General features: G+C 34.4%; 18 protein-coding genes and 1 riboswitch. Of the genes, 10 read left to right on the top strand and 8 right to left on the bottom strand.

Annotated elements, in window-relative coordinates; translation table 11 throughout:
* Nucleotides 1–12: 12 nt before the first annotated feature.
* Together dacB and GKC53_03490 are read right to left on the bottom strand one after the other, a co-directional pair.
* Nucleotides 13–1443 (bottom strand): D-alanyl-D-alanine carboxypeptidase/D-alanyl-D-alanine-endopeptidase, encoded by a 1431-nt coding sequence (dacB, locus tag GKC53_03495; protein ID QRN41205.1) that lies wholly within the window; start codon nucleotides 1441–1443, stop codon nucleotides 13–15.
* Complete coding sequence (locus GKC53_03490) at nucleotides 1421–3610, bottom strand: primosomal protein N' (protein QRN41204.1); 2190 nt, start codon at nucleotides 3608–3610, stop codon at nucleotides 1421–1423. The genes dacB and GKC53_03490 overlap by 23 nt, the downstream gene beginning before the upstream one ends.
* Nucleotides 3611–4895: 1285 nt before the next feature.
* Between GKC53_03490 and mfd the strand changes: the two genes are divergently transcribed.
* The 3 genes from mfd to GKC53_03475 all read left to right on the top strand — a co-directional run bounded on the left by mfd (nucleotide 4896) and on the right by GKC53_03475 (nucleotide 10276).
* Nucleotides 4896–8285, top strand: coding sequence for a transcription-repair coupling factor (mfd, locus tag GKC53_03485; GenBank protein QRN41203.1), 3390 nt, complete (start codon nucleotides 4896–4898; stop codon nucleotides 8283–8285).
* Nucleotides 8286–9180: 895 nt separating this feature from the next.
* A riboswitch (PreQ1 riboswitch) is annotated at nucleotides 9181–9226 on the top strand.
* Nucleotide 9227: 1 nt separating this feature from the next.
* Nucleotides 9228–9659, top strand: a complete 432-nt coding sequence (gene queD, locus GKC53_03480; protein QRN41202.1) for a 6-carboxytetrahydropterin synthase QueD — start codon at nucleotides 9228–9230, stop codon at nucleotides 9657–9659.
* Between the two features lie 68 nt (nucleotides 9660–9727).
* Entirely contained in the window at nucleotides 9728–10276 is a 549-nt protein-coding gene (locus tag GKC53_03475) for a radical SAM protein (protein ID QRN41827.1), read from the top strand.
* A gap of 50 nt (nucleotides 10277–10326) precedes the next feature.
* Here GKC53_03475 and rpsI read toward each other — a convergent pair whose 3' ends face one another.
* The 6 genes from rpsI to ribF form a co-directional block, all read right to left on the bottom strand.
* Complete coding sequence (rpsI, locus tag GKC53_03470; GenBank protein QRN41201.1) at nucleotides 10327–10719, bottom strand: 30S ribosomal protein S9; 393 nt, start codon at nucleotides 10717–10719, stop codon at nucleotides 10327–10329.
* Nucleotides 10720–10728: 9 nt separating this feature from the next.
* Nucleotides 10729–11157 carry a 50S ribosomal protein L13 gene (gene rplM, locus GKC53_03465; GenBank protein ID QRN41200.1) on the bottom strand — a complete coding sequence of 143 codons (429 nt, stop codon included), beginning with the start codon at nucleotides 11155–11157 and terminating at the stop codon, nucleotides 10729–10731.
* 135 nt (nucleotides 11158–11292) lie between these two features.
* The gene (gene ispH, locus GKC53_03460; GenBank protein ID QRN41199.1) at nucleotides 11293–12237 is read right to left on the bottom strand and encodes a 4-hydroxy-3-methylbut-2-enyl diphosphate reductase; all 945 of its coding nucleotides are present in this window, start codon (nucleotides 12235–12237) and stop codon (nucleotides 11293–11295) included.
* Between the two features lie 3 nt (nucleotides 12238–12240).
* On the bottom strand, nucleotides 12241–12714 hold the full coding sequence (lspA, locus tag GKC53_03455) for a signal peptidase II (GenBank protein QRN41198.1): 474 nt from the start codon (nucleotides 12712–12714) through the stop codon (nucleotides 12241–12243).
* 26 nt (nucleotides 12715–12740) lie between these two features.
* Nucleotides 12741–15524, bottom strand: coding sequence for an isoleucine--tRNA ligase (gene ileS / locus GKC53_03450; GenBank protein ID QRN41197.1), 2784 nt, complete (start codon nucleotides 15522–15524; stop codon nucleotides 12741–12743).
* A gap of 98 nt (nucleotides 15525–15622) precedes the next feature.
* A complete protein-coding gene (gene ribF / locus GKC53_03445) occupies nucleotides 15623–16549 on the bottom strand; it encodes a bifunctional riboflavin kinase/FAD synthetase (GenBank protein QRN41196.1) in 927 nt (308 codons plus the stop codon).
* Nucleotides 16550–16673: 124 nt separating this feature from the next.
* Here ribF and truA point away from each other — a divergent pair, with 124 nt between their 5' ends.
* From truA to pssA, 7 genes are all read left to right on the top strand, one after another.
* The gene (truA, locus tag GKC53_03440; GenBank protein QRN41195.1) at nucleotides 16674–17483 is read left to right on the top strand and encodes a tRNA pseudouridine(38-40) synthase TruA; all 810 of its coding nucleotides are present in this window, start codon (nucleotides 16674–16676) and stop codon (nucleotides 17481–17483) included.
* Nucleotides 17467–18102 (top strand): phosphoribosylanthranilate isomerase, encoded by a 636-nt coding sequence (locus tag GKC53_03435; protein QRN41194.1) that lies wholly within the window; start codon nucleotides 17467–17469, stop codon nucleotides 18100–18102. The genes truA and GKC53_03435 overlap by 17 nt, the downstream gene beginning before the upstream one ends.
* The gene (gene trpB, locus GKC53_03430) at nucleotides 18089–19291 is read left to right on the top strand and encodes a tryptophan synthase subunit beta (GenBank protein ID QRN41193.1); all 1203 of its coding nucleotides are present in this window, start codon (nucleotides 18089–18091) and stop codon (nucleotides 19289–19291) included. The genes GKC53_03435 and trpB overlap by 14 nt, the downstream gene beginning before the upstream one ends.
* 22 nt (nucleotides 19292–19313) lie before the next feature.
* Entirely contained in the window at nucleotides 19314–20111 is a 798-nt protein-coding gene (locus GKC53_03425; GenBank protein QRN41192.1) for a tryptophan synthase subunit alpha, read from the top strand.
* A 24-nt stretch (nucleotides 20112–20135) separates the two neighbouring features.
* Nucleotides 20136–21002 carry an acetyl-CoA carboxylase carboxyltransferase subunit beta gene (locus GKC53_03420; GenBank protein ID QRN41191.1) on the top strand — a complete coding sequence of 289 codons (867 nt, stop codon included), beginning with the start codon at nucleotides 20136–20138 and terminating at the stop codon, nucleotides 21000–21002.
* Between the two features lie 68 nt (nucleotides 21003–21070).
* The gene (locus GKC53_03415) at nucleotides 21071–21721 is read left to right on the top strand and encodes a phosphatidylserine decarboxylase (protein ID QRN41190.1); all 651 of its coding nucleotides are present in this window, start codon (nucleotides 21071–21073) and stop codon (nucleotides 21719–21721) included.
* Nucleotides 21722–22843: 1122 nt separating this feature from the next.
* A complete protein-coding gene (pssA, locus tag GKC53_03410) occupies nucleotides 22844–23590 on the top strand; it encodes a CDP-diacylglycerol--serine O-phosphatidyltransferase (protein ID QRN41189.1) in 747 nt (248 codons plus the stop codon).
* Nucleotides 23591–24946 lie beyond the last annotated feature (1356 nt).

The following is a 24946-nucleotide window of genomic DNA, read 5'->3' as shown; positions in this document are numbered from 1 at the left end:
ATTATATCAGCTTTATTTTAGGGATTGGGGTGCTTGCATATTATGTTGTTCAGAAACATCTTTCAAAATAGAAACTAATAATTGATCTAAGTCGCCATTAATAAGATTAGTATTATGTTTTTTATTTACAATAATAGCAATAGATATGGGATGCTCATGATTTTGTGATGGGAGCTTATAGCCTGCTAAAGCATGTACATTATCTAGATTGCCTGTTTTTAAATGTAAGTTAGGCATGGTTTTCAAACGTCTTTTTAGAGTGCCATCGATACCAGCAATAGGTAAACTATCAATAAATTCATATTTGAAAGATGAAAAATAACTAGCGTATAAAATTTGCCCCAGCATTTTTGTAGTGACTTGACTAACACGAGACAGGCCAGAGCCATTTTCTATAAAAAAATGTTCAGTACTAATGTCAGCTTTCTGAAGCGTTCTAGTAATTGCTTGGGCAGAAGGAAGGTTAGTCTTTTTACCAATTTCTAAAAAAATACTACGAGCGATGAGATTGTTTGAATATTTATTCATATTTTTAATAATATGACTTAATTTAGGGGAGTAGTTGATAGCTAATATTTTAGTGATGATAGGTTCATGTCCAATCAAGACATCTTTTGGGCCTATATTGCCTAGTTTTTGCCAATGAGAAATAAAGCTATATTTGACAAATTGATTAATATCAAAAATATTAATATAGGCGGATTCTCCCACACAGCTTGGGGGGATATTGCCTTTAATATTTAATTGTTGTCCATCCCATTTAGTATATAAATAAGAACTTATACTGGCACAGTCTTTTATGGTAGGGTTGGAGGTGACTTGTATATTCGTCATATTGGATGGTAGAGGGGGATTTATTCCAATGGTTGGTTGATTTTGGCTGTTAAGATAATAATACAGCCATACTACTTTATAAGCCAAATTGTGTGGATCAGGTGGCGTAGTAAAACTTTTATTCTTATCTTTATCAAAACCATGGCTGGTATTAACTTCCTTTTGTAGGCTTTTATCTAGTACTAGATTACCTTGGATATTGTAAATTCCTTTTTCAATTAATTGAATTTGCATACTGGTTAAATCTTTCTGATCAAAAACTGGATCATTGGTTCCTTTCCAGTATAAGTCACCTAATAGGTTACCATTATGTATAGGTGCATCAGAGCTCCAAGAGGTGATCCATTGATAATCCTTGCCCAAGACTGTAAAGGCGGCAAAAGAAGTGACTAGTTTCATAGTTGAAGCTGGACTCATAGGTGTATTCTCTTGATGTTGTGCCAAAACTTCGCCTGTTTGTAGATCTTGTACATAATAAGCTACTTCATCAGGTTGGATTCGTCCAAAGTCAACTGTGTAGGCAGTGTGAGGAATAGTGCAAAGTAAAATGAGTAATAAAGAGCGTACTAAACTTAAAAAGTCCATATCATATTTCATGGGGATCAACATCGATGATCCATTTTAGGGTTCGGTAATTATTTTGTAAAGACATTAATTGAGTGATTGTTCTTTTTACAGTCTGATGGAGCTTGGCTCTGTTTTCTGATTCAAAATACAAAATAGCTCGTTCTCGATTAGCAATTTTCAGCATAGTCATTGGTAGCGGTCCAATAATAGTTACTTCAGGCTCAGGAGTAATGGCTTGGGTCAGTTCTTTCAAGAAAGCTTCCGCCATATTAAAATCAACATGTTCTGCCTTAATAACAATACGATGTGATTTAGGTGGGAAACCTAATAATAAGCGTTCTGATAATTGCTGTTCTGCAAATTCAGGGTAGTTGTGTTTTTTTAATGCTTGAAATAATGGATGTTCTGGGAATTTGGTCTGAACTAAAACTCGTCCTTTTATTTTATTTCTGCCTGCACGACCCGAAACTTGTATGAGCTCACTAAATAACTTTTCAGTAGCTCTATAGTGAGCACTAAATAAGCTATCATCAGCATTGATGACGACAACAAGGCTGAGGTTCTTGAAATCATGACCTTTAGCGAGAATTTGTGTGCCAATCAGAATATCAATTTCATTATTCAGCACACCTTCATAAATATCAGTCCAAGCATTTTTATTGGCAATGGTATCGCTATCAACTCGAGTAATGTTGGCAGTGGGCAAGTAATCTTGAAGAAATTGTTCCACACGTTCTGTGCCCATGCCAAGAGATGTTAAATCTTGATTGCCACATTTGGGACAGGAAGTCGGGATTGTTTGTTCATATTCACAATGATGGCATTTTAAACGTTGTTGTTGTTTATGATAAACCATTTTTGCACTACAATAACGACACTGTATAACATGACCGCAGTCTAGGCATACGATAGCTGGGGCGTAACCTCTACGATTTAAATAGATGAGAGTTAATTCTTTTTTTAATAGATTATTTTTTATTTGATCCAATACTTCATCAGTAAATCCTTCATGCAAAATTTTATCTTTGGTTGAAATTAAATGAATGTCTGGTAAATGAGCTTGTGAAATAGCTCTATTGGTTAAAGTTATTAATTGGTATTTTTTTTGAGATACGTTATACCAGCTTTCTAAACTAGGTGTGGCAGAACCCAATACAATAGGGCAGTTATTTTTTTGTGCACGCCAGATGGCTAAATCTCTCGCGTTATATCGCAAGTCATTTTCTTGCTTAAAGGAATCATCATGTTCTTCATCCACAATAATTAAGCCCAAATTTTTTATTGGTGTAAAAATTGAAAGTCGAGTACCTATGATAATTTGTGCGGTTCCGTTGCTGGCATTTAGATAATTCCCTAGGCGTTGTCGTTTAGCAATTTTACTATGTAATATAGCAATATTTGCTTGTGGAAATGTTTCTTTTACACGAGAAAAAAATTGTGGAGTGAGATTGATTATAGGCAGTAACATTAAAACTTGTTTTTTTTCTTGGATGATTCGATTGATTAGTTCGAAATACAATTCAGTTTTACCACTACCAGTAATACCAAATAAAAGAAAGCACTTAAATTGGTTTATATGCTTGATAACAGTTTGACTGGCTATTGTCTGTTCTTGGTTAAGTCTTTTGCTACGATACTCCCAGTGGTTAAAATAATTTGAAGTTTTAGTATGTAATAAACCTTTAGTTTGATATTTTTTTAAATAAGATCTGGCATTAGGATGTAGGTATATTGCCTCATCTAAAGAAATAAAACTATTTTTTAAGGCATTCCACAAAGACAAGAGAGCTTGGTGTCTTGCTTGTGGTGGTTTTTCATTTTGTATGTTTTGATTAAATTGATATAACAAAGGTTTTTCAGGGTATTGAATGGATTTATTTTGTTTCAAATCTATCGGAAGTGTACTAAAAAAAGCCTGTCCTATGGGGTATAGATAATAAGTGGCAGTAAATTTAATAAGTGCAATCCATTCTGGTGAAAAGACAGATTGGGCGTCTAGAACTTGTTCGATAGATTTAATTTTATGTAGTTGGATTTTAGGATGGGCGTTTTGATGAATAACAATACCTGTGACTTTTTGAGTGCCAAAAGGTATGATTACTCTAGAACCCAGTGGTATGTCTTGATGGTATTGATAAGTAAATAATTGGTATAGTGGTTTATCAACAGCAATATCAAAGAAAAATTGAGGTTTAGTAAGGTGTTCCATAAAATGTGGTTGTTTCAAGTTTGAAAGGATATATCTTAGTTCTCAAAATCAGCTTTAACCAGGTTTCGAGGCTTATACACAAGCCTTATTTGGATAGAGCTCTCCGGAATAACACACCAATTCAACAAATCACTCAGTTCAATTTGTTTAGGATATGTATTTAATTTTTAATGTATAAGTTCTTTTTTAAGTATAGCCTAATTACTGTAGTTTATCTAAATTAATGATTCTAACTGTATCATAGGGAATGTTGGATAATTCTATAATTTATTGAATTTTTAAACCTTTATGTATTTACTTCCTTTGTCAAATACTTAAGGTAAGGATCACAATAAATTGCTTTTGAAAGAATTTTATGGAAACAACCACAGTGTCAATTTTAGCTTTGGTTGAGTCTAACAAAGACTTATGTTACAAATTCCTTGTAACTTCGAATTTTTTGGGTATTAAAAAGTAAAATGGTTAACATGTCTATAGCACTATTTATATGGGCTGAGCTTGCTCCTTCCGATGGTGTGTTGTTAAGTGTAGTAAGGTAGTCCCAATCGGTTTCACTTCTAATTTTTGTGACTAAGATACAATAGGTGGGGGTAACTGTATGCAAACAAAAATAAATCCTGATTAAAGTATCTGGAGGTGATAAGTGCACTTAAATTAAGGTTATTCATATTGGGTGAATCCAATGATAAGGGATTAACCGGAATATTAAGAAAATAATAAATGTATACAAATAGTGGAGAGATAAGAAAGTAATGGATATTATTAAAGGAAATAATTCAATACAATTCACGTATACTAAACCAAAATTTAGAAAGGATGTATGGATTAATAGTATAGTGACAGTGATAACAGGAAATTTATCCATATTTAGGCTGAGTGGGTTTAGGTAACCTTATTGAGAGATTTAAATGTACTACTTTTAAGTAAGGAGGTAGTTATAGTCTAAAATTTTTTTCTGAAAATGCAGGCACCAACAAGTAAATTAAGCATGTGCTAGTAGAAATCAACACAGCTGATAGTGTGTTAAACTGGCAACAGAGTAATCAATATCTAAATGTTTCAATCGATTAATTAAAAATTCAAAAAAATTACAGATTTGATTTTAATATAATTTTTGTAAAATTATTTGTGATTAATATAAATCTTAATTTCCAAAGTGATAGGATAAGCTTTATTTCAAACAAAAAACCGTATATTAAGAATAGGAATTGGTTGATGTTATAATCAAAGTTTCAGTTATAATCCTATCTTTAAAAATAAATACACAGAAAATATTGATCTATCTATGGCATTCATTCCACAGTCAGGTAAAAAACAAACTCTACCTGTGTTCAATTTAGAGACCTTACCTATGGCTATGAGGGAGGTTGAAGTTAAGTGGCCGATTTTGGTTTTGACTGATGACGTTCAACAAGCTAAACAACTATTTTTGGCATGGCAGTTTTTTGAGTCAAATAAAAAAGTTATTTATTTCCCTGATTGGGAATTACTACCCTATGAGCGATTTTCTCCTTATCATGATTTAGTATCAGAGAGGTTATCGGCTCTGTGGCATATGGCTAATAATATGGTAGATGTTGTGATCATGCCTGTGGCAACGGCTATGCAAAAATTACCACCTGTGTCCTTTATTATGGATCACACTGTTTGGTTAGAGGTAGCACAAGATTTAAATCTAGAGAGCTTTCGTCAAAATTTAGTGACTAATGGTTATCAATATGTTTCACAAGTTGTTTCCCCACGTGAATTTTCTATTAGGGGGGGGATCATTGATTTATTTCCTATGGGGGCACAATTTCCTTATCGAATAGATTTATTGGATAATGAGATTGACAGTATTCGTACTTTTGACCCTATAACACAACGAACTATTAAAAAGGTTTCTTCCATTCGTTTGTTATCTGCTTATGAGTTTCCTACAGATGAAGTAGGTATTCAAATTTTTAAAACACAATTTAGAGATATTATTGATAGCCCTGTGCATGAAGCCAATGTGTATCAAGCAGTTGCAAAAGGAATATTTGGAGCAGGGGTAGAGTTTTATTTTCCATTATTTTTTGAAGAAAATACGGCAACTATACTGGATTACTTATCTTCAGATGTCGTAGTGATACAAAATAAAACATTACCTATACAAGCAGGTGAATTTGAGAAGGATGTTAAATCTAGATATATTTTGGCGGGTGGGGATGTTGCTTATCCACCATTGGCACCGAATTATTTATATTTGGATGCTAATGAATTTCAAGGGTTACTTAAACCAAAAGCTAGGATAGTATGGCAAGTTGAGCAAGCTGAACGATCAAAACTTCCAAAATTAAGTATTAACCGTGATTTAAAAGATCCTATACAACCTCTCAAACAATTTATACAAAATTTTTCAGGAAGAATTTTATTATTGGCTGATAGTTTGGGTCGAAGTGAGACCATTATTAATTTGGCACAACAAAATGATTTAATAATTCCACGTGTTAATAGTTGGCAGGAGTTTTTAAAATTTGATCAAAAATTGGCGATATTATTATCACCAGATTTTCAACAAGGATTTATTTTACCAGAACTCAACCTTGCTTTAGTGACTGAGTCTGATCTGTATCAAAATAATAGCCGTAGAGTGACCAAAAAGCGAAAATACCAATCTGTTTCAGAGAATGCTTTTATGGATTTAGCGGAAATTAACATAGGTGATTTTGTAGTGCATGAGAATCATGGTATTGGACTGTATAAAGGTTTGGTTAATTTAGGTTTAGATGGACAGCCAATTGAAGAATTTATGTTGTTGGAATATAAGGATAATGCTCAGCTTTATGTCCCTGTTTCTCAATTAAATTTAATTAGTCGTTATCGAGGACAGAACTTAGAGGCGGTACAATTACATGCTTTAGGTCAGGAGCAGTGGAGTAGACAAAAACAAAAAGCTTTACAGAAAACTTGGGACACTGCGGCTGAGCTACTGAATATTTATGCACAAAGAGAATTAAAACAAGGGTTCTCTTATTCTTTGGATATTGAATCTTATCAAAATTTTGTTGATGGTTTTGAGTACGAAGAGACAGAAGATCAAGCAAAAGCCATTGAGCAAACATTACATGATTTGGCAAAAAATAAACCTATGGATCGTTTGATTTGTGGTGATGTAGGGTTTGGTAAGACAGAAGTAGCTTTGAGAGCTGCTTTTGTGGTAGCTATGTCAGGAAAACAAGTGGCGATATTAGCACCAACAACATTATTGGTTGAGCAACATACAGAAACATTTATGAGCCGGTTTGCCAACTTTCCTATTCGGATTGAATCTGTATCACGTTTTGTGAGTAAGAAAAAAACACAGGAGATTTTACAGGATTTAAAAGAAGGTAAGATTGATATTATTATCGGTACACACAAATTAATTCACGCCGATGTCCAATTCAAAAATATGGGGCTATTGGTGATCGATGAGGAGCATCGTTTTGGTGTTCGGCAGAAAGAAGAGTTAAAAAAATACCGTAGTCAAGTGGATGTGTTGACCATGACAGCAACCCCAATTCCTAGAACTCTTTCTATGGCCTTGGAGCAGTTACGTGACTTTTCTCTGATTGCCACGGCACCTGAAAAACGTTTGGCGGTTAAGACTATGGTTCAGCCTTTTTCGGAAGCTGTGGTGCAAGAAGCGATTTTGCGTGAAATGAAAAGAAATGGACAGATATTTTTCTTACATAATGAAGTCTCAACAATAGAAAACATGAGGAATAAGCTATTAGAATTGGTTCCCCACGCAAGAACTTGTGTTGCGCATGGGCAAATGCATGAGCGAGAACTTGAACAGGTGATGCGTTCTTTTTTACGTCATCAATATGATGTGATGGTTTGTTCGACTATTATTGAAACTGGTATTGATATTCCAAATGTCAATACGATTATTATTAACAGAGCTGATAAATTTGGAATTGCTCAACTACATCAATTAAGAGGTAGGGTGGGGCGTTCTTATCATCAGGCTTATGCTTATTTGTTAACGCCTGAATATTTAAGTTCAGAGGCGAGAAAGAGATTAGAGGCGATAGAACGGGCGAATGAACTGGGTGCTGGTTTCTTTTTAGCGATGCAGGATTTAGAAATTAGAGGATCAGGAGAAATTTTAGGAGATAACCAATCGGGAGATATGATTAAAGTAGGTTTAAATTTATATACCGAGATGTTACGTCGTGCGGTAAGAGATATTCGACAAGGAAAATCTCCTGACTCAAATCATCCTTTGAAAATTACATCTGAGATTAAATTATACAGTCCGGCTCTATTGCCAGAAGATTATTGTCCAGATGTTCATGAGCGTTTAGTGTTATATAAGAAATTAGCTCAAGCAGAAAATAAGCAGCGCTTAGATGATATTTTAGAAGAGTTAATTGATCGCTTTGGATTGTTGCCATGCCCTGCTAAATTATTAATCGAAATACATTATTTACGTTTGATAGCCGAACAAATGGGGATCCAATATGTTGATGCCAGTACAGAACAAATATCAATACTATTTGATAAAAATACAACAGTAGATCCAGTGAGCATTATTCAGTTGATTCAAATGCAACCTGATAAGTTTCAGTTACAAAATGGAACTAAATTAGTGGTAAGAATAGCACAAGAGAACCCCGAAAAAAGAGTACAAGAAATTAAAAAGGTATTAATGGAATTGAGATAATGGGGTAATTTTATATGCTGATTTTCTAGTTTATAGATATGTAACACTTTGAATTGTGTTCTAATTTATCAGCTTTTAGCCTATCTTTTAGGGGGTAGTAATGTTTAATTTATTGCAAAAGTTCAATTGAGTGAGGTAGTTGTTTTAGGGGGAAACGGTTTATGTTAAAAGCAGTTTCTAGTACCGTATTCAGTATTAAATTATGTATTACTAATAATCCAGTGTTGTTATCCAATTTGACTCATAAATAGATAGCATGGGTTTTACTTATTTTAAATTCGACAATGTCTTTAGTGGTATTGAGTGAACCACAAGCTATAACCAGTTACGTAGTTATTCACTTTTTCCTTGGTGATATGTTTTGAAAGTTACTGGGATGTGTAGTAAAAATAGATGATTATTAATAACTTATTTATTATTGTTCCAGCGTTGAAAATTCTAGTACAAGATCTATAATGGTCAAGTCATTATTTTTAAAATAAACTTTTCATATTTATTCGTTTCTTTATTATGTTCAAGTAGGGTAAAATCATGGTTCATTTTGTGTTATAATTCAGCAGATAATTTAGGTCAAATGATAGAACTGGGTTTTGCAAATCTTGTGAAAAATGGATAGCATGTTAGAACTTCATGTTAGCGTTCTTGAGAGTTGTAGTTGTTGAGAAAATTCATTCTTAACCTGTTAGCAGTGAAATCATTTTTGACTACATTTGGAATGACGGGTTCATGTATTGGATGAGGATCTTGACTTTGGCTTCTTTATTATGGTGTTTAAGTCATAATGTCTGATATCAAAAATTTTGAAATACTATAACTAGGTTAAGAGATTGATACCGTTATACATAAGTGCAAGTAATGTGCTCAAAGTGGTTTTTCTGATATTTTTTTGGCCATCACTTTTGTGGTTCGAAATCCATCCCACAATAAAAAACTAGGAAAAAAATGACTGAAACTTTTAAAATTACTAAAGAATTTCGCTTTGAGGTTGCTCATTTATTGGATGGGCATGATGGCAAGTGTAAGAACCTACATGGACATAGTTATGTGCTACATGTCGAACTAACTGATATGCTATATCGAGAAGGACCTAAAGAAGGTATGGTGTTTGATTTTAGTGATTTAAAAGAGATAGTAGAGCAAAAAATTGTGTCTCAGATGGATCATTCTTTTATTTATGACACCCGTAGTGAACGAGAATGTAAAATTGCAAAAGTCTTAATGGAGTGTGATTCAAAAGTTTACGGTGTACCTTTTCGGACTACAGCAGAACTAATAGCAAAGTACATTTTTAATTGCTTAAAACAGAATAAATTACCAGTTTCAGCCATACGCTTGTGGGAGAGTGCTCATTCTTTTTGTGAGTATCGACCGTGAATTTAGATATTCAATATCGTATTGTAGAAATTTTTGAGAGCATACAAGGAGAGGGGTACAATACGGGGATGCCTGCTATATTTCTACGCTTTGGTAAGTGCAATTTAGCGTGTACTTGGTGCGATACGCCATATCAAAAATTCTCTATGCGTACTGCTCGAGATATTTTACAGGAGATCATGCAATATCAAGCAACCAATATCATTCTTACAGGTGGTGAGCCAACCATACAGCCACATATTCAAGCACTCATTACTGAGTTAAAAAAACTTCATTTTTATTTAGCCATCGAAACTAATGGCTTAAAACATATTCCTAAAGAAATTGATTATATTGCAACTAGCCCTAAAAAAGCTTATCAATCTATTTACCAGAACAAAGGAATTACTCAGGCAGATGAAGTGCGTTTAGTGGTAGATGGTGATATGTCAGAATTTTGTCATATGATTGAAAATAAAATTCAAGCTAGAAATTATTATCTTTCGCCTCGCGAGATAGATGGTCAGATGAACTTACAGGATACAATATTACAATTAGGGAAGCTTAATCACCGAAACAACCGCCCCATACATTGGAATTTAAGTTTGCAAACACATAAATTAATAGGCATAAGATAAACCCTGCATGTCAGCAGGGTTTGATCTACACATCTTGAAAAATATATGCATTAACGTTTTGAGAACTGTTTTGCTCTACGTGCTTTACGTAACCCTGGTTTTTTACGTTCTACTTGACGTGCATCACGGGTTACTAAACCTGCCTTAGATAGGGTGGGTTTTAAACTTTCATCGTAGTCAATTAATGCACGTGTGATACCATGACGTATTGCACCTGATTGACCAGCTTCACCCCCACCAGAGACATTAACCATAATTCTAAAATTATCTAAGTTATTGGTTAATACTAAAGGTTGTTTAATAATCATGCGACCTGTTTCACGTGCAATATAGTCATCTAAAGGACGACCATTAATAACAATTTCTCCATCGCCTTTTTCAATAAACACACGAGCTACAGAGTTTTTACGACGACCTGTACCATAATAATATTTTCCATTCATTTGATATCCTTAAATTTTCAATACCTTAGGTTTTTGCGCAGTGTGTTGATGCTCACTACCTGAGTAAACCTTTAGCTTTTTGAGCATAGCATAACCAAGCGGTCCTTTAGGCAACATACCCTTAACAGCCATTTCTAATACACGACCAGGGTATTTTTCTTGGTACTCTTTAAAATCACGTTCATAAATCCCGCCAGGATAACCTGTGTGACGATAATATTTTTTATCACGGGCTTTGTTTCCGCTGACACGGATTTTGTCAGCATTGATCACTACGATGTAGTCACCTAAATCCATATGAGGAGTGTACTCTGGTTTATGTTTTCCACGAAGACGACGTGCAATCTCGGTTGCAAGACGACCTAATATTTTGTCATCGGCGTCTACGATATACCACTCACGTTGAATATCTCGTGGTTTAGCTGAATATGTCTTCATGCTTAATTCCAAAAAAAAGTCAATAATTAAGTTATGTGCGAAAGCGATAAATCATAAGGATTTTTTAATAAAATGTCAAGATCATTTAGAGATAATTGTATATATATTTCTATAAAGTTATTACGCAAAATTGGATTAATGATTTGTTCGAAGTTCTTTGGGTAATACAAAAACAATATTTTCTTCTGTGCCTGAATTTTCCTTAATGTGCTCAAAGCCCCACTCTCTTAGTTGTTCTAATACTTGATTAACTAGAACTTCTGGTGCAGAAGCACCAGCTGTCAGGCCTACATTATATTTATCCTCAAACCAAGCTTTTTCTAAAAAAGAGGCATTATCTACCATATAGGCAGGAATATTCCTTAGTGCCGCAACTTCTCTTAAGCGATTACTGTTTGAACTATTAGGAGAGCCTACTACGATGATAACATCACATTTAGTAGTTAAGTCTTTCACAGCATCTTGCCTATTTTGAGTGGCATAGCAAATGTCATCTTTATTGGGACTTTTGATGTTAGGAAATCGTCTTTTTAGTGCATCAATGATTTCTTGTGTTTCATCGATAGATAAAGTTGTTTGACTGACATGAGCTAATTTCTCTATATTAGGAACTTGTATATTAGCTACGTCATTTATAGTTTCTACTAAAGTTATATCAGCATCCACTTGCCCCATAGTACCCTCAACTTCCGGGTGGCCTTTATGGCCAATCATAATGATATAATAACCTTGAGCATGTAGACGTTGTACTTCACGGTGTACTTTGGTCACTAAAGGGCAGGTAGCATCAAAAATTCTAAAACCTCTTTTTTCTGCTTCTTTTTGCACTTCCACAGATACACCATGAGCAGAGTAAATTAAAGTTGCATTCTTAGGAATTTCGTTTAAATCTTCTATGAAAATAACACCTTTATTTTTCAAGTTATCAACTACGAACTTGTTGTGTACAACTTCATGCCTGACATAGATTGGAGAGCCAAAAGTTTCTAATGCTTTTTCGACAATATTGATAGCTCTATCCACTCCTGCACAAAAACCACGGGGATTAGCTAATATGATCTTTTTATAAGGGCGCGTCATAAATTAGTATGCCCTTCGTTGTTGTGCATAACCTTCGAAAATAAAAATAAACGCACCAATGGAAATAAAACTATCTGCTAGATTGAATACAGGCCAGGAGAAACTGTTATGATAGAATAATAAAAAGTCGATTACATAACCATGTAAAAATCGATCAATAATATTACCTAAAGCACCACCAATGATTAGTGCTCCTGCTATTTTCTGTATATTGTTAAAACGATTAGTAAAAGTGTAGTAAACCATGTATCCACAAATCAGCAACGCCAATGTTAAGATAATATAGTGGATCCAATCAGAGGCTTGTGAGAACATGCTAAACGCTACACCTTTATTGTACACAAGTGTTAAATCAAGCCAGTTGGGAACAATGGATATTCTTTCATAGTATTGAATATTGGTATTACACCAATATTTACTTATTTGATCAGATACAATAAAAGTGGCTGATAAAATTAAATAAAACCAGTTCTTCATAAATACCTTAAAAATTTAGGTTAATATTAGGCAAATAATCTATTTTCGCCATTGCCTTCTATATTCTCAATACAACGTCCACAAATTGTAGGGTGATTTTTATTCTGACCTACCGTATCAGAATAGTGCCAGCAACGTTCACATTTTCTAGTACTTGCAGATGTTGCCTGAATAGAAAGTTTATCACCTGTGGATACTTTTATATCAGAAACTAAAAATACAAATTTTAATTCATTGCCTAATGAATATAATGCCTCTGCAATTTCTTCAGGTGCCACAATTGTTACGTTTGCTTGTAGGGAGGAGCCAATTTTATCAGCTTGTCTTAAAGGTTCTAAGGTTTTTATAACTTCAGCTCTTACTGTACGTATAATATTCCATTTATGATCAATTTGTTCTGCGTACTGTGATAGCGTACTTGGAAACTCATAAATAGTATGAAATAAAACACTGTCATTATTATCATTAGTGAGTACTTTCCAAGCTTCCTCTGCTGTGAAGCATAAAATAGGAGAGATCATCAAAATAAAGGATTGTGTAATGTGATATAATGCGGTTTGAGCACTTCTTCTACCATGGCTATCAGCTGGCATGGTATAGAGCCTATCCTTTAATATATCCAAATAGAAAGCACCTAAATCGTCAGAGCAAAATTGAACTAATTCTTGTACAGCATGATGAAAGTCATAACGTGGATACAATTCTTCCGCAATTTTCTTCTGTAACGATTGAGTCATCAAGAGTGCGTAACGATCGATTTCAACCATTTTTTGTTCAGGTATGATATTTGTTTTAGGATCAAAATCTGTAAGATTAGCGAGTAAAAAACGAATGGTATTACGAATACGACGATAACTATCCGCATTTTGTTTCAATATTATGTCAGATAGTGCAATTTCTCCTGACGTATCAGTGGATGCAATCCATAAGCGCATAATATCCGCACCATACTTATCATAGATTTCTTGTGGTGCAATTGTATTGCCAATTGATTTGGACATTTTTTGTCCCTTATCATCTACGGTAAAGCCATGTGTTAAAATTTGTTTGTAGGGAGCGCTACTATAAATAGCACAACCAGTTAACATGGATGATTGGAACCAACCTCGATGTTGATCACTACCTTCCAAATATATGTCAGCGGGCCAGTTTAACTCTTCTCTATGATGTAATACAGTATGGTGCGTTGTGCCTGAATCAAACCATACATCTAAAACATCGCTTAGTTTCTCGTATTCTTGGGCATCTTCTTGACTTAGAAAATCTACTTTATTGAGTGAGAACCATGCTTCTACTCCCTCTTTCTCGATCAGTTGGGCTATCTTTTCAATATATTCTAGAGAGTTAGGATGAATATCTCCTGTTTTTTTGTTAATGAATAACGTAATAGGAACCCCCCAAATTCTTTGCCTGGAAATACACCAATCAGGTCTATTGTCAATCATAGAACCTAGACGATTTGCTCCCCGGGCTGGGAAAAATTGGGTGTGGCTAATGGCATTTATTGCTAGTTCTTTTAATGGTTTTCTATCCTTTCCAGATTCTGCCAAGGTAATAAACCATTGAGGGGTTGTAAGGAATATCATTGGAGTTTTGTGACGCCAACAATGAGGATAGCTATGTTGAATTTTTTCGTGAGCTAATAGGACATTGTTCTCTTTTAACCAGTCAATAATAATAGGATTAGCATCCCAGATAGATCTATTCCCAATTTTAGGGGTATTTTGCTTAAATAGACCAGTTGATAATACAGGTGTATTGGTTGATAGGGTATATTTTTTACCGATATTGAAATCGTCTACACCATGTGCAGGTGCAGTATGAACGAGTCCTGTTCCCGCCTCTTTGGTAACATGCTTACCAAGAATGATAGGAACCTGTCTTTGTAAAAGAGGATGTTGTAAGGTGATGTATTCCAATTTATCTCCTTTAACAGAACCAATTACTTGATAATCTTGTAGGTTATACTTAGTAAGGTTATCTTTTACCAGCGATGATTCTAAGATAAAGTATCCTGCCTTGGTTTTAACCAAAGAATAATCAAAATCAGGGTGGATACAAACAGCACGGTTGGCTGGGAGTGTCCAAGGAGTAGTTGTCCAAATCACGGCATAAGTGTTGTCACTAACACTAGGGATATTGAATATATTTGCTAGTTTATTGTTATCAACCACTTTAAAACCAACATCGATGGCGTCTGATTGTTTATCTTTATACTCAACCTCAGCTTCAGCAAGAGCTGAGCCACAATCGATACAATAATGGATAGGCTTTTCGCCTTTTTTAAGGTAGCCAGCTTCTAAAATAAGACCGAGACATCGTACTATATTGGCTTCATTATGGAAATTCATGGTGAGGTAAGGATTATCCCAATCACCGATAATGCCCATGCGTTGAAACCCCTGTTTTTGAATTTCCACTTGCTCTGCTGCATACTGTCGGCAAAGAGCTCTAAATTGAGGAGGAGGAATATTTTTCCCATGGGTTTTTTCAACCATTAATTCAATCGGTAAACCATGACAGTCCCAACCAGGTACATAGGGGGAATCAAAACCCATCCATGTTTTACTGCGAACAATCATATCTTTTAGAACCTTATTCACAGCATGCCCCGCATGTAGTTCTCCATTTGCATAGGGAGGGCCATCGTGTAAAATAAATTTAGGACGTCCTTGACATATTTGCCTAACACGTTGATAAATATTGTTTTTTTTCCATTGTTCTACCCATTCGGGTTCTCGTTGGGAAAGATTACCTCTCATTGGAAAAGGAGTATCTAGTAAATTTACTGTAGTACGATAGTCGATCATATTTTTCTCTCAAATGAACAAAAACATAGGGATTAACCTATAAATAAAGCGATTGTTATAGGTGGCTATTATATAATGATTTGAATTTGGGGGCAATTTTAAGGATGGATGAACCAGTTTTTAGCAAAATATATATCTTTTCCAATCTGGTTTTTTAATTCAGTCAAATTGTCAAATTTGAGTTCATCTCTAATTTTCTCTTTAAAGATAACAGTTAAAATCTGCCCGTATATATCTTCATTGAAATCAAAAATGTGTACCTCGAGCTTTGGGGCGGGGTCATTACTAATGGTAGGATTGGTGCCAAAACTTGCTACTCCTTTTTTTTGACCGAAAGCACCTTTTACTTCTACAACGTATATACCACTTAATGGGAAATGATGATTATTTAAATCGATATTAGCTGTAGGGCAGCCTAATTGGCGACCTAATCTCATTCCTTGCTTGACTTCTCCGCTCAAGAAATAATCATGGCCTAAGAAAGCTTCTGCCTGTTTAAGATCTCCCATCATTAAAGATTGCCTAATGACAGAACTGGATACTCTGGTGTTATCAACCATAATTGAAGGTGCTTTCTGTGTCTCAAAATTGGGAAAACGTAGTAAATAATCGTAATTTCCTTGACGTTCTTTGCCAAATTTAAAATCATCCCCTATCAATAAATATTTGGTATTTAGTTGCTTAATTAAGATATCTTTAACAAAGTCTTTAGCGCTAATACAAGAGAATTCTTGATTAAAATCAAATACAATAGTGATGTCAATATGTTTAGTTGATTCAATAAGGGCTAACTTATCTTGTAAGGGAGAAATCCTCACAGGGTGCAAATTGCTGCAATTTCTAGCTAAGTATTCTTTAGCTAAAGGCTCAAAAGTGATTAAAACAGTGGGTAAGTTTCTTTTTTCTGCTTCTTTTTTTAGGCATTTGAGTATGTATAAATGGCCTTTGTGTACACCATCGAAATTACCGATGGTAAGCGCACAGGCTTCTAAATTTGGGGTAGAGTAGTTAAAATAGGTTTGCATTTAACTTGATGGGTAAATAATTTGTGACTCATTTCAAAAGTCCCTCATTTTATATTTTTTTATAAAATTAGTCTAATCTTAAAAATCATCGTTTATAATATCTCAAATTATTAAATGATTTCTTATGAAGAAGAGAATTGCACTATGTTTTTGTTATCAAGGAACTGCCTACAATGGATGGCAAAAACAAAAAAATATAGGAAATACAATCCAAGAAGTTATGGAAACAGCGATTGCCAAAATTGCACAGCATCCTATTGAATTGATTGCTTCAGGACGTACTGATAAAGGTGTACATGCTTTGCGACAAGTAGCCCATTTTGATACTATTGCTGTGCGTGATCCTTCAGCTTGGTTATTTGGCGTTAATCGTTATCTACCAGAAGATATTACGGTTCAGATGGCTAAAGAAGTTAGTTTTGATTTTCATGCTAGGTTTTCTGCTCAAAAACGTTTTTATCGTTATGTTTTGTATCCTGAGAAAATTCGTCCTGTTTTTTTTAAAAATCAAGTAGGTTGGGTTTTTCAAACAATTGATATTGAGGTGATGAATAAGGCAATACAGTTGTTATTGGGGAAGCATGATTTTTCTAGTTTCCGTTCCTCTGATTGTCAAGCTAAAACACCTATCAAAATTATTTCTCATGCTAGAGTGTATTCATTCCAAGGGTTAATATGCTTTGATATTGCTGCGGATGGTTTTTTACATCATATGGTAAGAAATATTGTAGGTGCATTGATTTATGTGGGGATTGGTCGTTGGTCCATAGAACAATTTCGAATATTATTGGCAGAAAAAAGCAGACAAAAAGCACCGCCTACTTTTAGTGGGGATGGTTTATATTTTTTAGGGGTTAATTATTCCAAGGAGTATGGACTATCATTGCCTAGTATTCCAGCTTTTTTTTGGGGAGATCATGAGTTCATTAACTAGAGTTAGAGTGAAAGTTTGTGGCATAACTCGCTTAAAAGATGCCTTAGATTGTGTCGATTTAGGTGTTGATGCACTAGGGTTTGTATTCTATCAAAAGAGTAAACGTTATGTAGAGCCAACGAAGGCTCGAGATATTATTTATCGATTACCTCCTTTTGTAACAACAGTTGGTTTATTTGTAAATACAAAAAGATCAGAAATAGAGGATATTTTAAGAATTGTTCCCTTACAATTACTACAATTTCATGGTAATGAAACAGAAAATGAATGCCGAGTATTTAATAGACCTTACATCAAAGCCATAGGAATTAAAGGAGGAGAAGATTTTTATCAAATTGAGAAAGATTTTGCCTCTGCTGTGGCTTTATTATATGATACTTATTCTAAAACAGCATTTGGTGGAACAGGTAAAATATTTGAATGGTCTACCATTCCTTCTGATTTAACTAAACCATGGATCTTGGCAGGAGGGTTGACGCCAGAGAACGTAACACAAGCGATTAGGCAGACGCAAGCTGAAAATGTTGATGTATCCAGTGGTGTTGAAAGTGATTATGGTATAAAAGATAAAACAAAAGTTCAAACATTGATATCGGGAGTTAGTATTGAAAAATTATGATTATCCGAATAAACAGGGGTGGTTTGGTGATTTTGGGGGAAGGTTTGTTTCGGAAACTTTAATGACCTCACTACTTGAACTGGAGCAGGCATACTTAGAGGCAAAAGAGGATTCTGGGTTCTGGCAGGAATATAGGCACTTTTGTCGGCACTATGTAGGTAGACCCAGCCCAACTTACTTTGCAGAAAGATTAAGTAAATACCTAGGCGGTGCAAAAATTTTTCTAAAAAGGGAAGATTTAAACCACACAGGGGCACACAAGGTAAATAATGTTTTAGGACAGATATTATTAGCTAAACGCATGGGGAAGAAACGTGTCATCGCTGAAACAGGTGCGGGTCAACACGGTGTGGCTAGTGCAATGGTGGCTGCACGCTTTGGTATGGAATGCGTAGTATTTATGGGAGAGGATGATATTAAGCGACAGGCGTCTAATGTTTATCGTATGAAATTACTGGGGGCTCAAGTAATTGGTGTTTCCAATGGAACCCGAACTTTAAAAGATGCTATGAATGAAGCGATGAGAGAATGGGTGGCACGAGTAGATGATACTTTTTATGTGATAGGAACTGTTGCGGGGCCACATCCTTATCCACAAATGGTTAGAGATTTCCAAAGTATTATCAGTCAAGAAGCCAGAGCTCAGATTTTAGAGTGTATTGGGCGATTACCGGATGTATTAGTGGCTTGTATTGGAGGAGGTTCTAATGCGATAGGTTTCTTCTATCATTTTATTCCCGATGAAAGCGTTGCTATGGTTGGTGTAGAGGCAGGCGGTTTAGGTTTGGAAACAAAACAATGTGCAGCCACAATTTCTTCGCATAGTCCAATAGGCATCTTACATGGGGCGAAAACCTACTTAATGCAAGATCAAAATGGACAGGTATTAACAACACATTCAGTATCTGCAGGGTTAGATTATCCCGGTGTTGGTCCAGAGCACTGTTTTCTAAATAGTATTGCACGGGTAAAATATGATTCTATTAATGATGATGAAGCAGTGCATGCGTTTCATTTGTTAAGCACTCAAGAGGGAATTATTCCAGCTTTAGAGAGTAGTCATGCGGTAGCGTGGGCTATTAAAAATGCGCCCAAAATGAGTCAGGATAAGGTGATATTCATCAACTTATCTGGTCGTGGGGACAAAGATATTAATACAATAGCTAATATGTACGGTATTGGACTGTGATTATAATACTTAAAGGATCGGTATGAATCGTTTAGATAGTACTTTTGAAGAATTAAAGAAAAAAAAAGAAAAAGCACTAATTATATATATTACTGCTGGAGATCCTGATTTAGACACAACGCTTGATATTATGTATGCACTTTCCGATAATGGGGCAGATATCTTAGAAATAGGCTTCCCTTTTTCAGAACCGATGGCAGATGGATCTGTGATTCAGCGTGCTATTCACAGATCAATTGAAAGTGGTACAACTTTAGATAAAGTTCTTGAATTGATTAGTATGTTTCGTCAAAGGAACCAAAAGACGCCAGTTGTTTTAATGGGTTATTTAAATCCTGTATTCTGCTTAGGTTATCAATCTTTTGCTAGAAAAGCAGCACAAGCAGGCGTAGATGGTGTATTAGTTGTTGATTGTCCAGTGGAGTCTATTGATGAGTTAAGTGGGAACTTGAAAAATGAAGGTATTGAATCTATATTTTTGGTGACACCCACAACATCAATGGAGCGCGTTAAAATGATAGCTACTCGTGCAGGAGGTTTTTTATACTATGTTTCTCTAAAGGGGGTGACTGGTTCTGATCGATTGGATATGGCAGAAGTGGAAAAGAAGATTCGTTTTATAAAAACAGATACTAATATTCCCATTGTGGTGGGTTTTGGCATTAAAGATTTTGAAAGTGTACAGGCAGTTTCTCAAGTCGCAGACGGTGCAGTTGTGGGAAGTCGTATTATTGAGGAAATAGAAAACAATGGTACTCACTCATTACAACATATCACCAGCTTAGTGAAAGATTTAAAAAGAGCGACAAAAACTATATAGGAAAGATGAAAGGTTGAGTAAATTATGTCTTGGTTAGATAAAATTTTACCCCCAAAAATAAAAAAAGATGGCGGTGTTGATAAGTCACCTATTCCAGAAGGTTTGTGGCAGAAATGTCAGTCTTGTTTGACAACACTTTACACTACCGACCTGAACAAAAACTTACAAGTATGTCCTAAGTGCAATTACCATAATCCTATTTCAGCCAGAGAGAGGATTAGTATTTTCCTGGACAAAGATTCATTCGAGGAAGTGAATAGTCAAATTAAACCAGTTGATTTTCTCAAATTTAAGGATACAAAAAAATATTCAGATCGTTTAAGTGCTGCCAGAAAAGAGATTCGAGAAGAGGACGCTTTGATTACAGGCAGAGGAACATTACAAGGATTACCGGTTGTCATAGCAGTCTTTGAATTTAGGTTTATCGGAGGTTCTATGGGTTCTGTGGTGGGTGAGAAATTTGTGAGAGCAGTACATGAGGCCACAGAAAATAATCGACCATTTATTTGTTTTTCGGCATCAGGTGGTGCTAGGATGCAAGAGGGATTGACTTCACTATTGCAAATGTCTAAAACATCAGCAGCATTACATCTATTAAATAATAAAAGACTTCCTTTTATTTCAGTGTTAACCAACCCTACTATGGGTGGTGTGTCAGCTAGTTTTGCTTTTTTGGGAGATTTTGTTATTGCAGAACCTGGAGCCTTGATAGGTTTTGCAGGCCCTCGGGTGATTGAGCAAACAGTACGAGAAACATTGCCTGAAGGTTTTCAAAGATCTGAATTTTTGATGGAGAAAGGCGCTTTGGATCAAATTGTGGATCGTAGAGATATGCGAGACTCTATCTTTAATTTGATTTCATTAGTGATGGATAAAAAATTTAGTGCCTAAGATATATTAAGTAGATAAGAAGTGATAGAATCGGCAGTTCGAAGGTTTCTGAAAATAGAGAATTTAACATGAAAAATAATTACCCTCACCCATATATAGCCCGAGAGGGGCATCCCTATATTATACTGATGTTACTAGTTTGTTGGGGAGCACTTTTGATAGGATGTTGGTTATTTAATCTTATTCTTTATGTTATCACAGTTTTTGTGATACAGTTCTTTAGGGATCCTAGCCGTAATTTGCCTAATGAGGATGAATTATCAGTGGTTTCTCCTGCAGATGGAAAAGTGATTACTGTAGAAAGAACAATGGATCCCTTTCGTCTCGAAGAAGCATTAAAAATAAGTATTTTTATGAATGTGTTTAATGTTCATTCTAATCGTGTTCCTGTTGCTGGCATAGTAGAAAAAGTCGAATATTATGCGGGAAGTTTTCTGAATGCTGCAGTGGATAAGGCTAGTTCTGACAATGAACGTAATGCAATTTTATTAAAAGCATGCAATGGTCAGTCTGTTACTTTTGTACAAGTAGCAGGGTTGATTGCGAGGCGAATTCTTTGTTATGCTAAAAAAGGTGATAAATTATCCAGAGGTGAGCGTTATGGATTTATCCGTTTTGGTTCCCGAGTAGATTTGTATTTGCCAGTTGATGCTGAACCTAAGGTAGTCATCGGGGATAAAGTTAAAGCGACAAGTTCCATATTGGCACAACTTAATTGATCAGATTGTATAATTAGTTTTGGACGCATGGCTTGTAATAGCTTGAATAATGAGTTAGGAAAACTAAAAGCACAAGAGAGTGCTTTTGATTTTTGTTGACCTTAACTAAGGACAGGAGGCTATTGTGTATTGTTGCTTATGAAGTTGATGGCGCTAAATAGCTGATAGGTAAATAGTACCCTAATTAAAACATTGGAAAGATCCCCTGTTCTCGGGGTGGTATTAGTTCGTTTGACTTGAATGGATTACAAGGCAATTAGAGAAAATAGGATCCGACAAAAATAAGGAAATATTAATTAAATTAGTTATTATGTTAAATAAATACATGAATTAAGAGAAAAATTTAGAAATTTTTTTGTTGTATTGTCAGAATTAATGCAGGTTTCATTTTAGGTGTTTTTCTGATTAGAGGGCGATAAAAAAGTTGACTGTAAGTTTTTTGGCTAGTTGCATTTAAAAACTTTTTAGTTTATGGTTACTTATAAAATCTCAGATGTGTGCATTGGATTTAAGGGTCGGGAGAGATAAGTTAGAAACAGAAATCTAAAGTATCAAGATACGAAAATTTTTATATAAAAACTCTAGAGATTTGGTGTGTTATTTTGATAATTTAAGGGCTTTATTAGTGTGAATAGCCTAAGTTTTACTAATATGTTGGTTAATTTGATCAATTGTTCTATATTTTTTAAGGGCTATAATTTTTCTATTTTGGATAATATGAGAAAATATGGTTGGTATTTTAATTGATACAGTTGATTTTAATATATCGGTTCTCATATATCGGTTTTAATATATCAAACGAATTTATTATTACTTTCTAAAAAAAAAAGATATATCCATTCTTTATAACACGTATTTATTAGATAGTAATCGTATGTGTTATAAGATAGTATTAATCATATTTTGAAAGAGATCTGTGTAGGTTGTTATTTATTAGATCATCCTTTACAATGAAACTCACTAAAGTAGAGAATGTAGTGTTGCAAAAGAGCGTACTTACAGGATCATCCAACAATGGATTAATTATTGGATTAAATATTGATTTCGAGATAAGTAGATCGACTAAAAGCAGTTTTTTAAAAGGATAAAAAATTAATTAAAATAATTATTTATGAGTTTATTATGAGTAATGTAACAAACCAAACGAGTGAAACTTGGCAGGAAAAAACTGGATTTTATTTTTTACCTAATGCGTTTACATTGGGCGCGTTATTTTTCGGATTTTTTGCCATTACTGAGGCAATTAATGGGAGGTATGATCATTCGGGTTGGTCAATTATAGTATCTTTATTGTTGGATGGGATGGATGGTCGGATAGCCCGTATGACTGGTAAACAGGGGGCTTTTGGTGAACAGCTAGATAGTATTGCTGATATGGTTAGTTTTGGTTTAGCACCGGCTTTAATTTTATATATGGCTTTGCTAAATAATTTTGGTAAGTTCGGTTATATGTTAGCTTTCATTTATTGTGCTTGTGCAGCATTAAGGTTAGCTTTATTCAATACACTGGTAGATATAGCAGATAAAAAATGGTTTACAGGTTTGCCCAGTCCTTCTGCGGCATCAATTGTTGTTGGTTATGTTTGGATGTGGTTTGAATATTTCCCAGATTATAATTACGCCGGGCAAATTGCTATTTTATTAGTTTTGTTTTCAGGTTTATCGATGATAGCACCGGTTAAATTTTGGAGTTTTAAGGGTGTTAAAAGTAAAAAATTCCAGAACTATAATGACTGGTGTATTTTGGTGATACTATTACTATTAGTTGCAACCGAAACTCCTATTGTGTATTTCTTTGCTTTTTTTCTTTATGCTGTTGTTAGCTATATATGGGCTTTAAAAAGATATAATGGAGAGTTTCCAATTTAGTAATGTAATTGGTCGAAATGTTTAAGTAGAGTGGGAAACTTATCTTCCAATATTTGGAATAAATTTTTGGAAATTTTTTCAATTGTTTGTTATGGCTAATTTATTTTTGGCGAATTTGATTTATTTTCTTAAAATTAAGCTTCCATGGTATGTTCATTTTTAATGAGTTCGGATCATTTCTAAAAATGGATTATAGGAATACATATGTTAGTTTAGTTCCTCTTTTATCTTTTCATTTTCTAATGTTACAACCATACCTAATATATTCGTATGTTTCCATATAAGTTATGTTGCTTATTCCTGTCATAATGTTTTCGTAATATTTAGTAAGTTTTGTTGCATCTTTGTTTGATTTGTATTCAGGTCATTTCCCCATATATGTATAAATATTTTGTTTAATTATTCAATTTTTTATTCATAGAATTCCATATTTTTATTGAAAGTTTTATTCATATAGTTTTGATTTTATGTTACATTAAAACAAGTGATGCCTAGTGTTGGGCGCACTAGGCACCGATGAGTGAACCAAAGTAAATCATGATGATTAAGAAATATTTATTGCCTTTTACTTACACTCACTTTAGTTTTTCCAAACATATACATGCCAAATGGAGGGTACAAGAAAAAATGGTAGAGAAGAAATGATTTTTGTCTTTGGAAAAGGTACAGGGAAAACTTAAAAAAAATGCTTGTGTAGAAGCAAAATGTGGTGTAGATAAAATTAAGCCAAGTGACACACACGTCAAAAAAACATTGTCGTTGTTTTAAATACGTATATCAAAAATAAACACCTATGTCTGGATAACTAATGATCGAATATAATGAATTAGTTAAATCTATTACATTTTTTTTAGATTTAGGTCATGATGCCTCAAACTACAAACTAGATATATAAAAACGATAAAAATCAATACTTCTGTGTTTTAAGCAAAAAACAAGTATTTGATTTAATCCTAGTAACAGATCAGGATGAGGATGTTAGAGTATCAGAGTCTTTTTGGATAGACGATAGTGATTTCAATATATATGAAAATCATTTTTTTGCATCTTTAGAGGATTGTATTAATACCACTTTGGACATTATCTCCCAGAAGGCAAAAGAATATCAGTCTTTTCACCTATTCAAATGAATACCCTCACTCTCAAGTCTAGGGTTTGCAGAGTGGGATCATTTACTATGTATAATTATTGGATATTGGCGTATACTTTATTGAGGAGTTGATCAATCCAATAAAAAATCAAAAGATTACTCTGGCTATTCTGCCGGGAGGAGTAGTATTTCCCAGTTTTTACGTAAAGTCTAGTACAGGTTACATTTGTACCTAACATCAATATAGTGATAAATACTAATTTTTT

The organism is Neisseriaceae bacterium, assembly GCA_016864895.1.
GTDB lineage: Bacteria > Pseudomonadota > Gammaproteobacteria > Burkholderiales > Neisseriaceae > QFNR01.
Note: the sequence above shows the minus strand (reverse complement) of the source record. Positions and strands in the feature narration are given on the sequence as shown.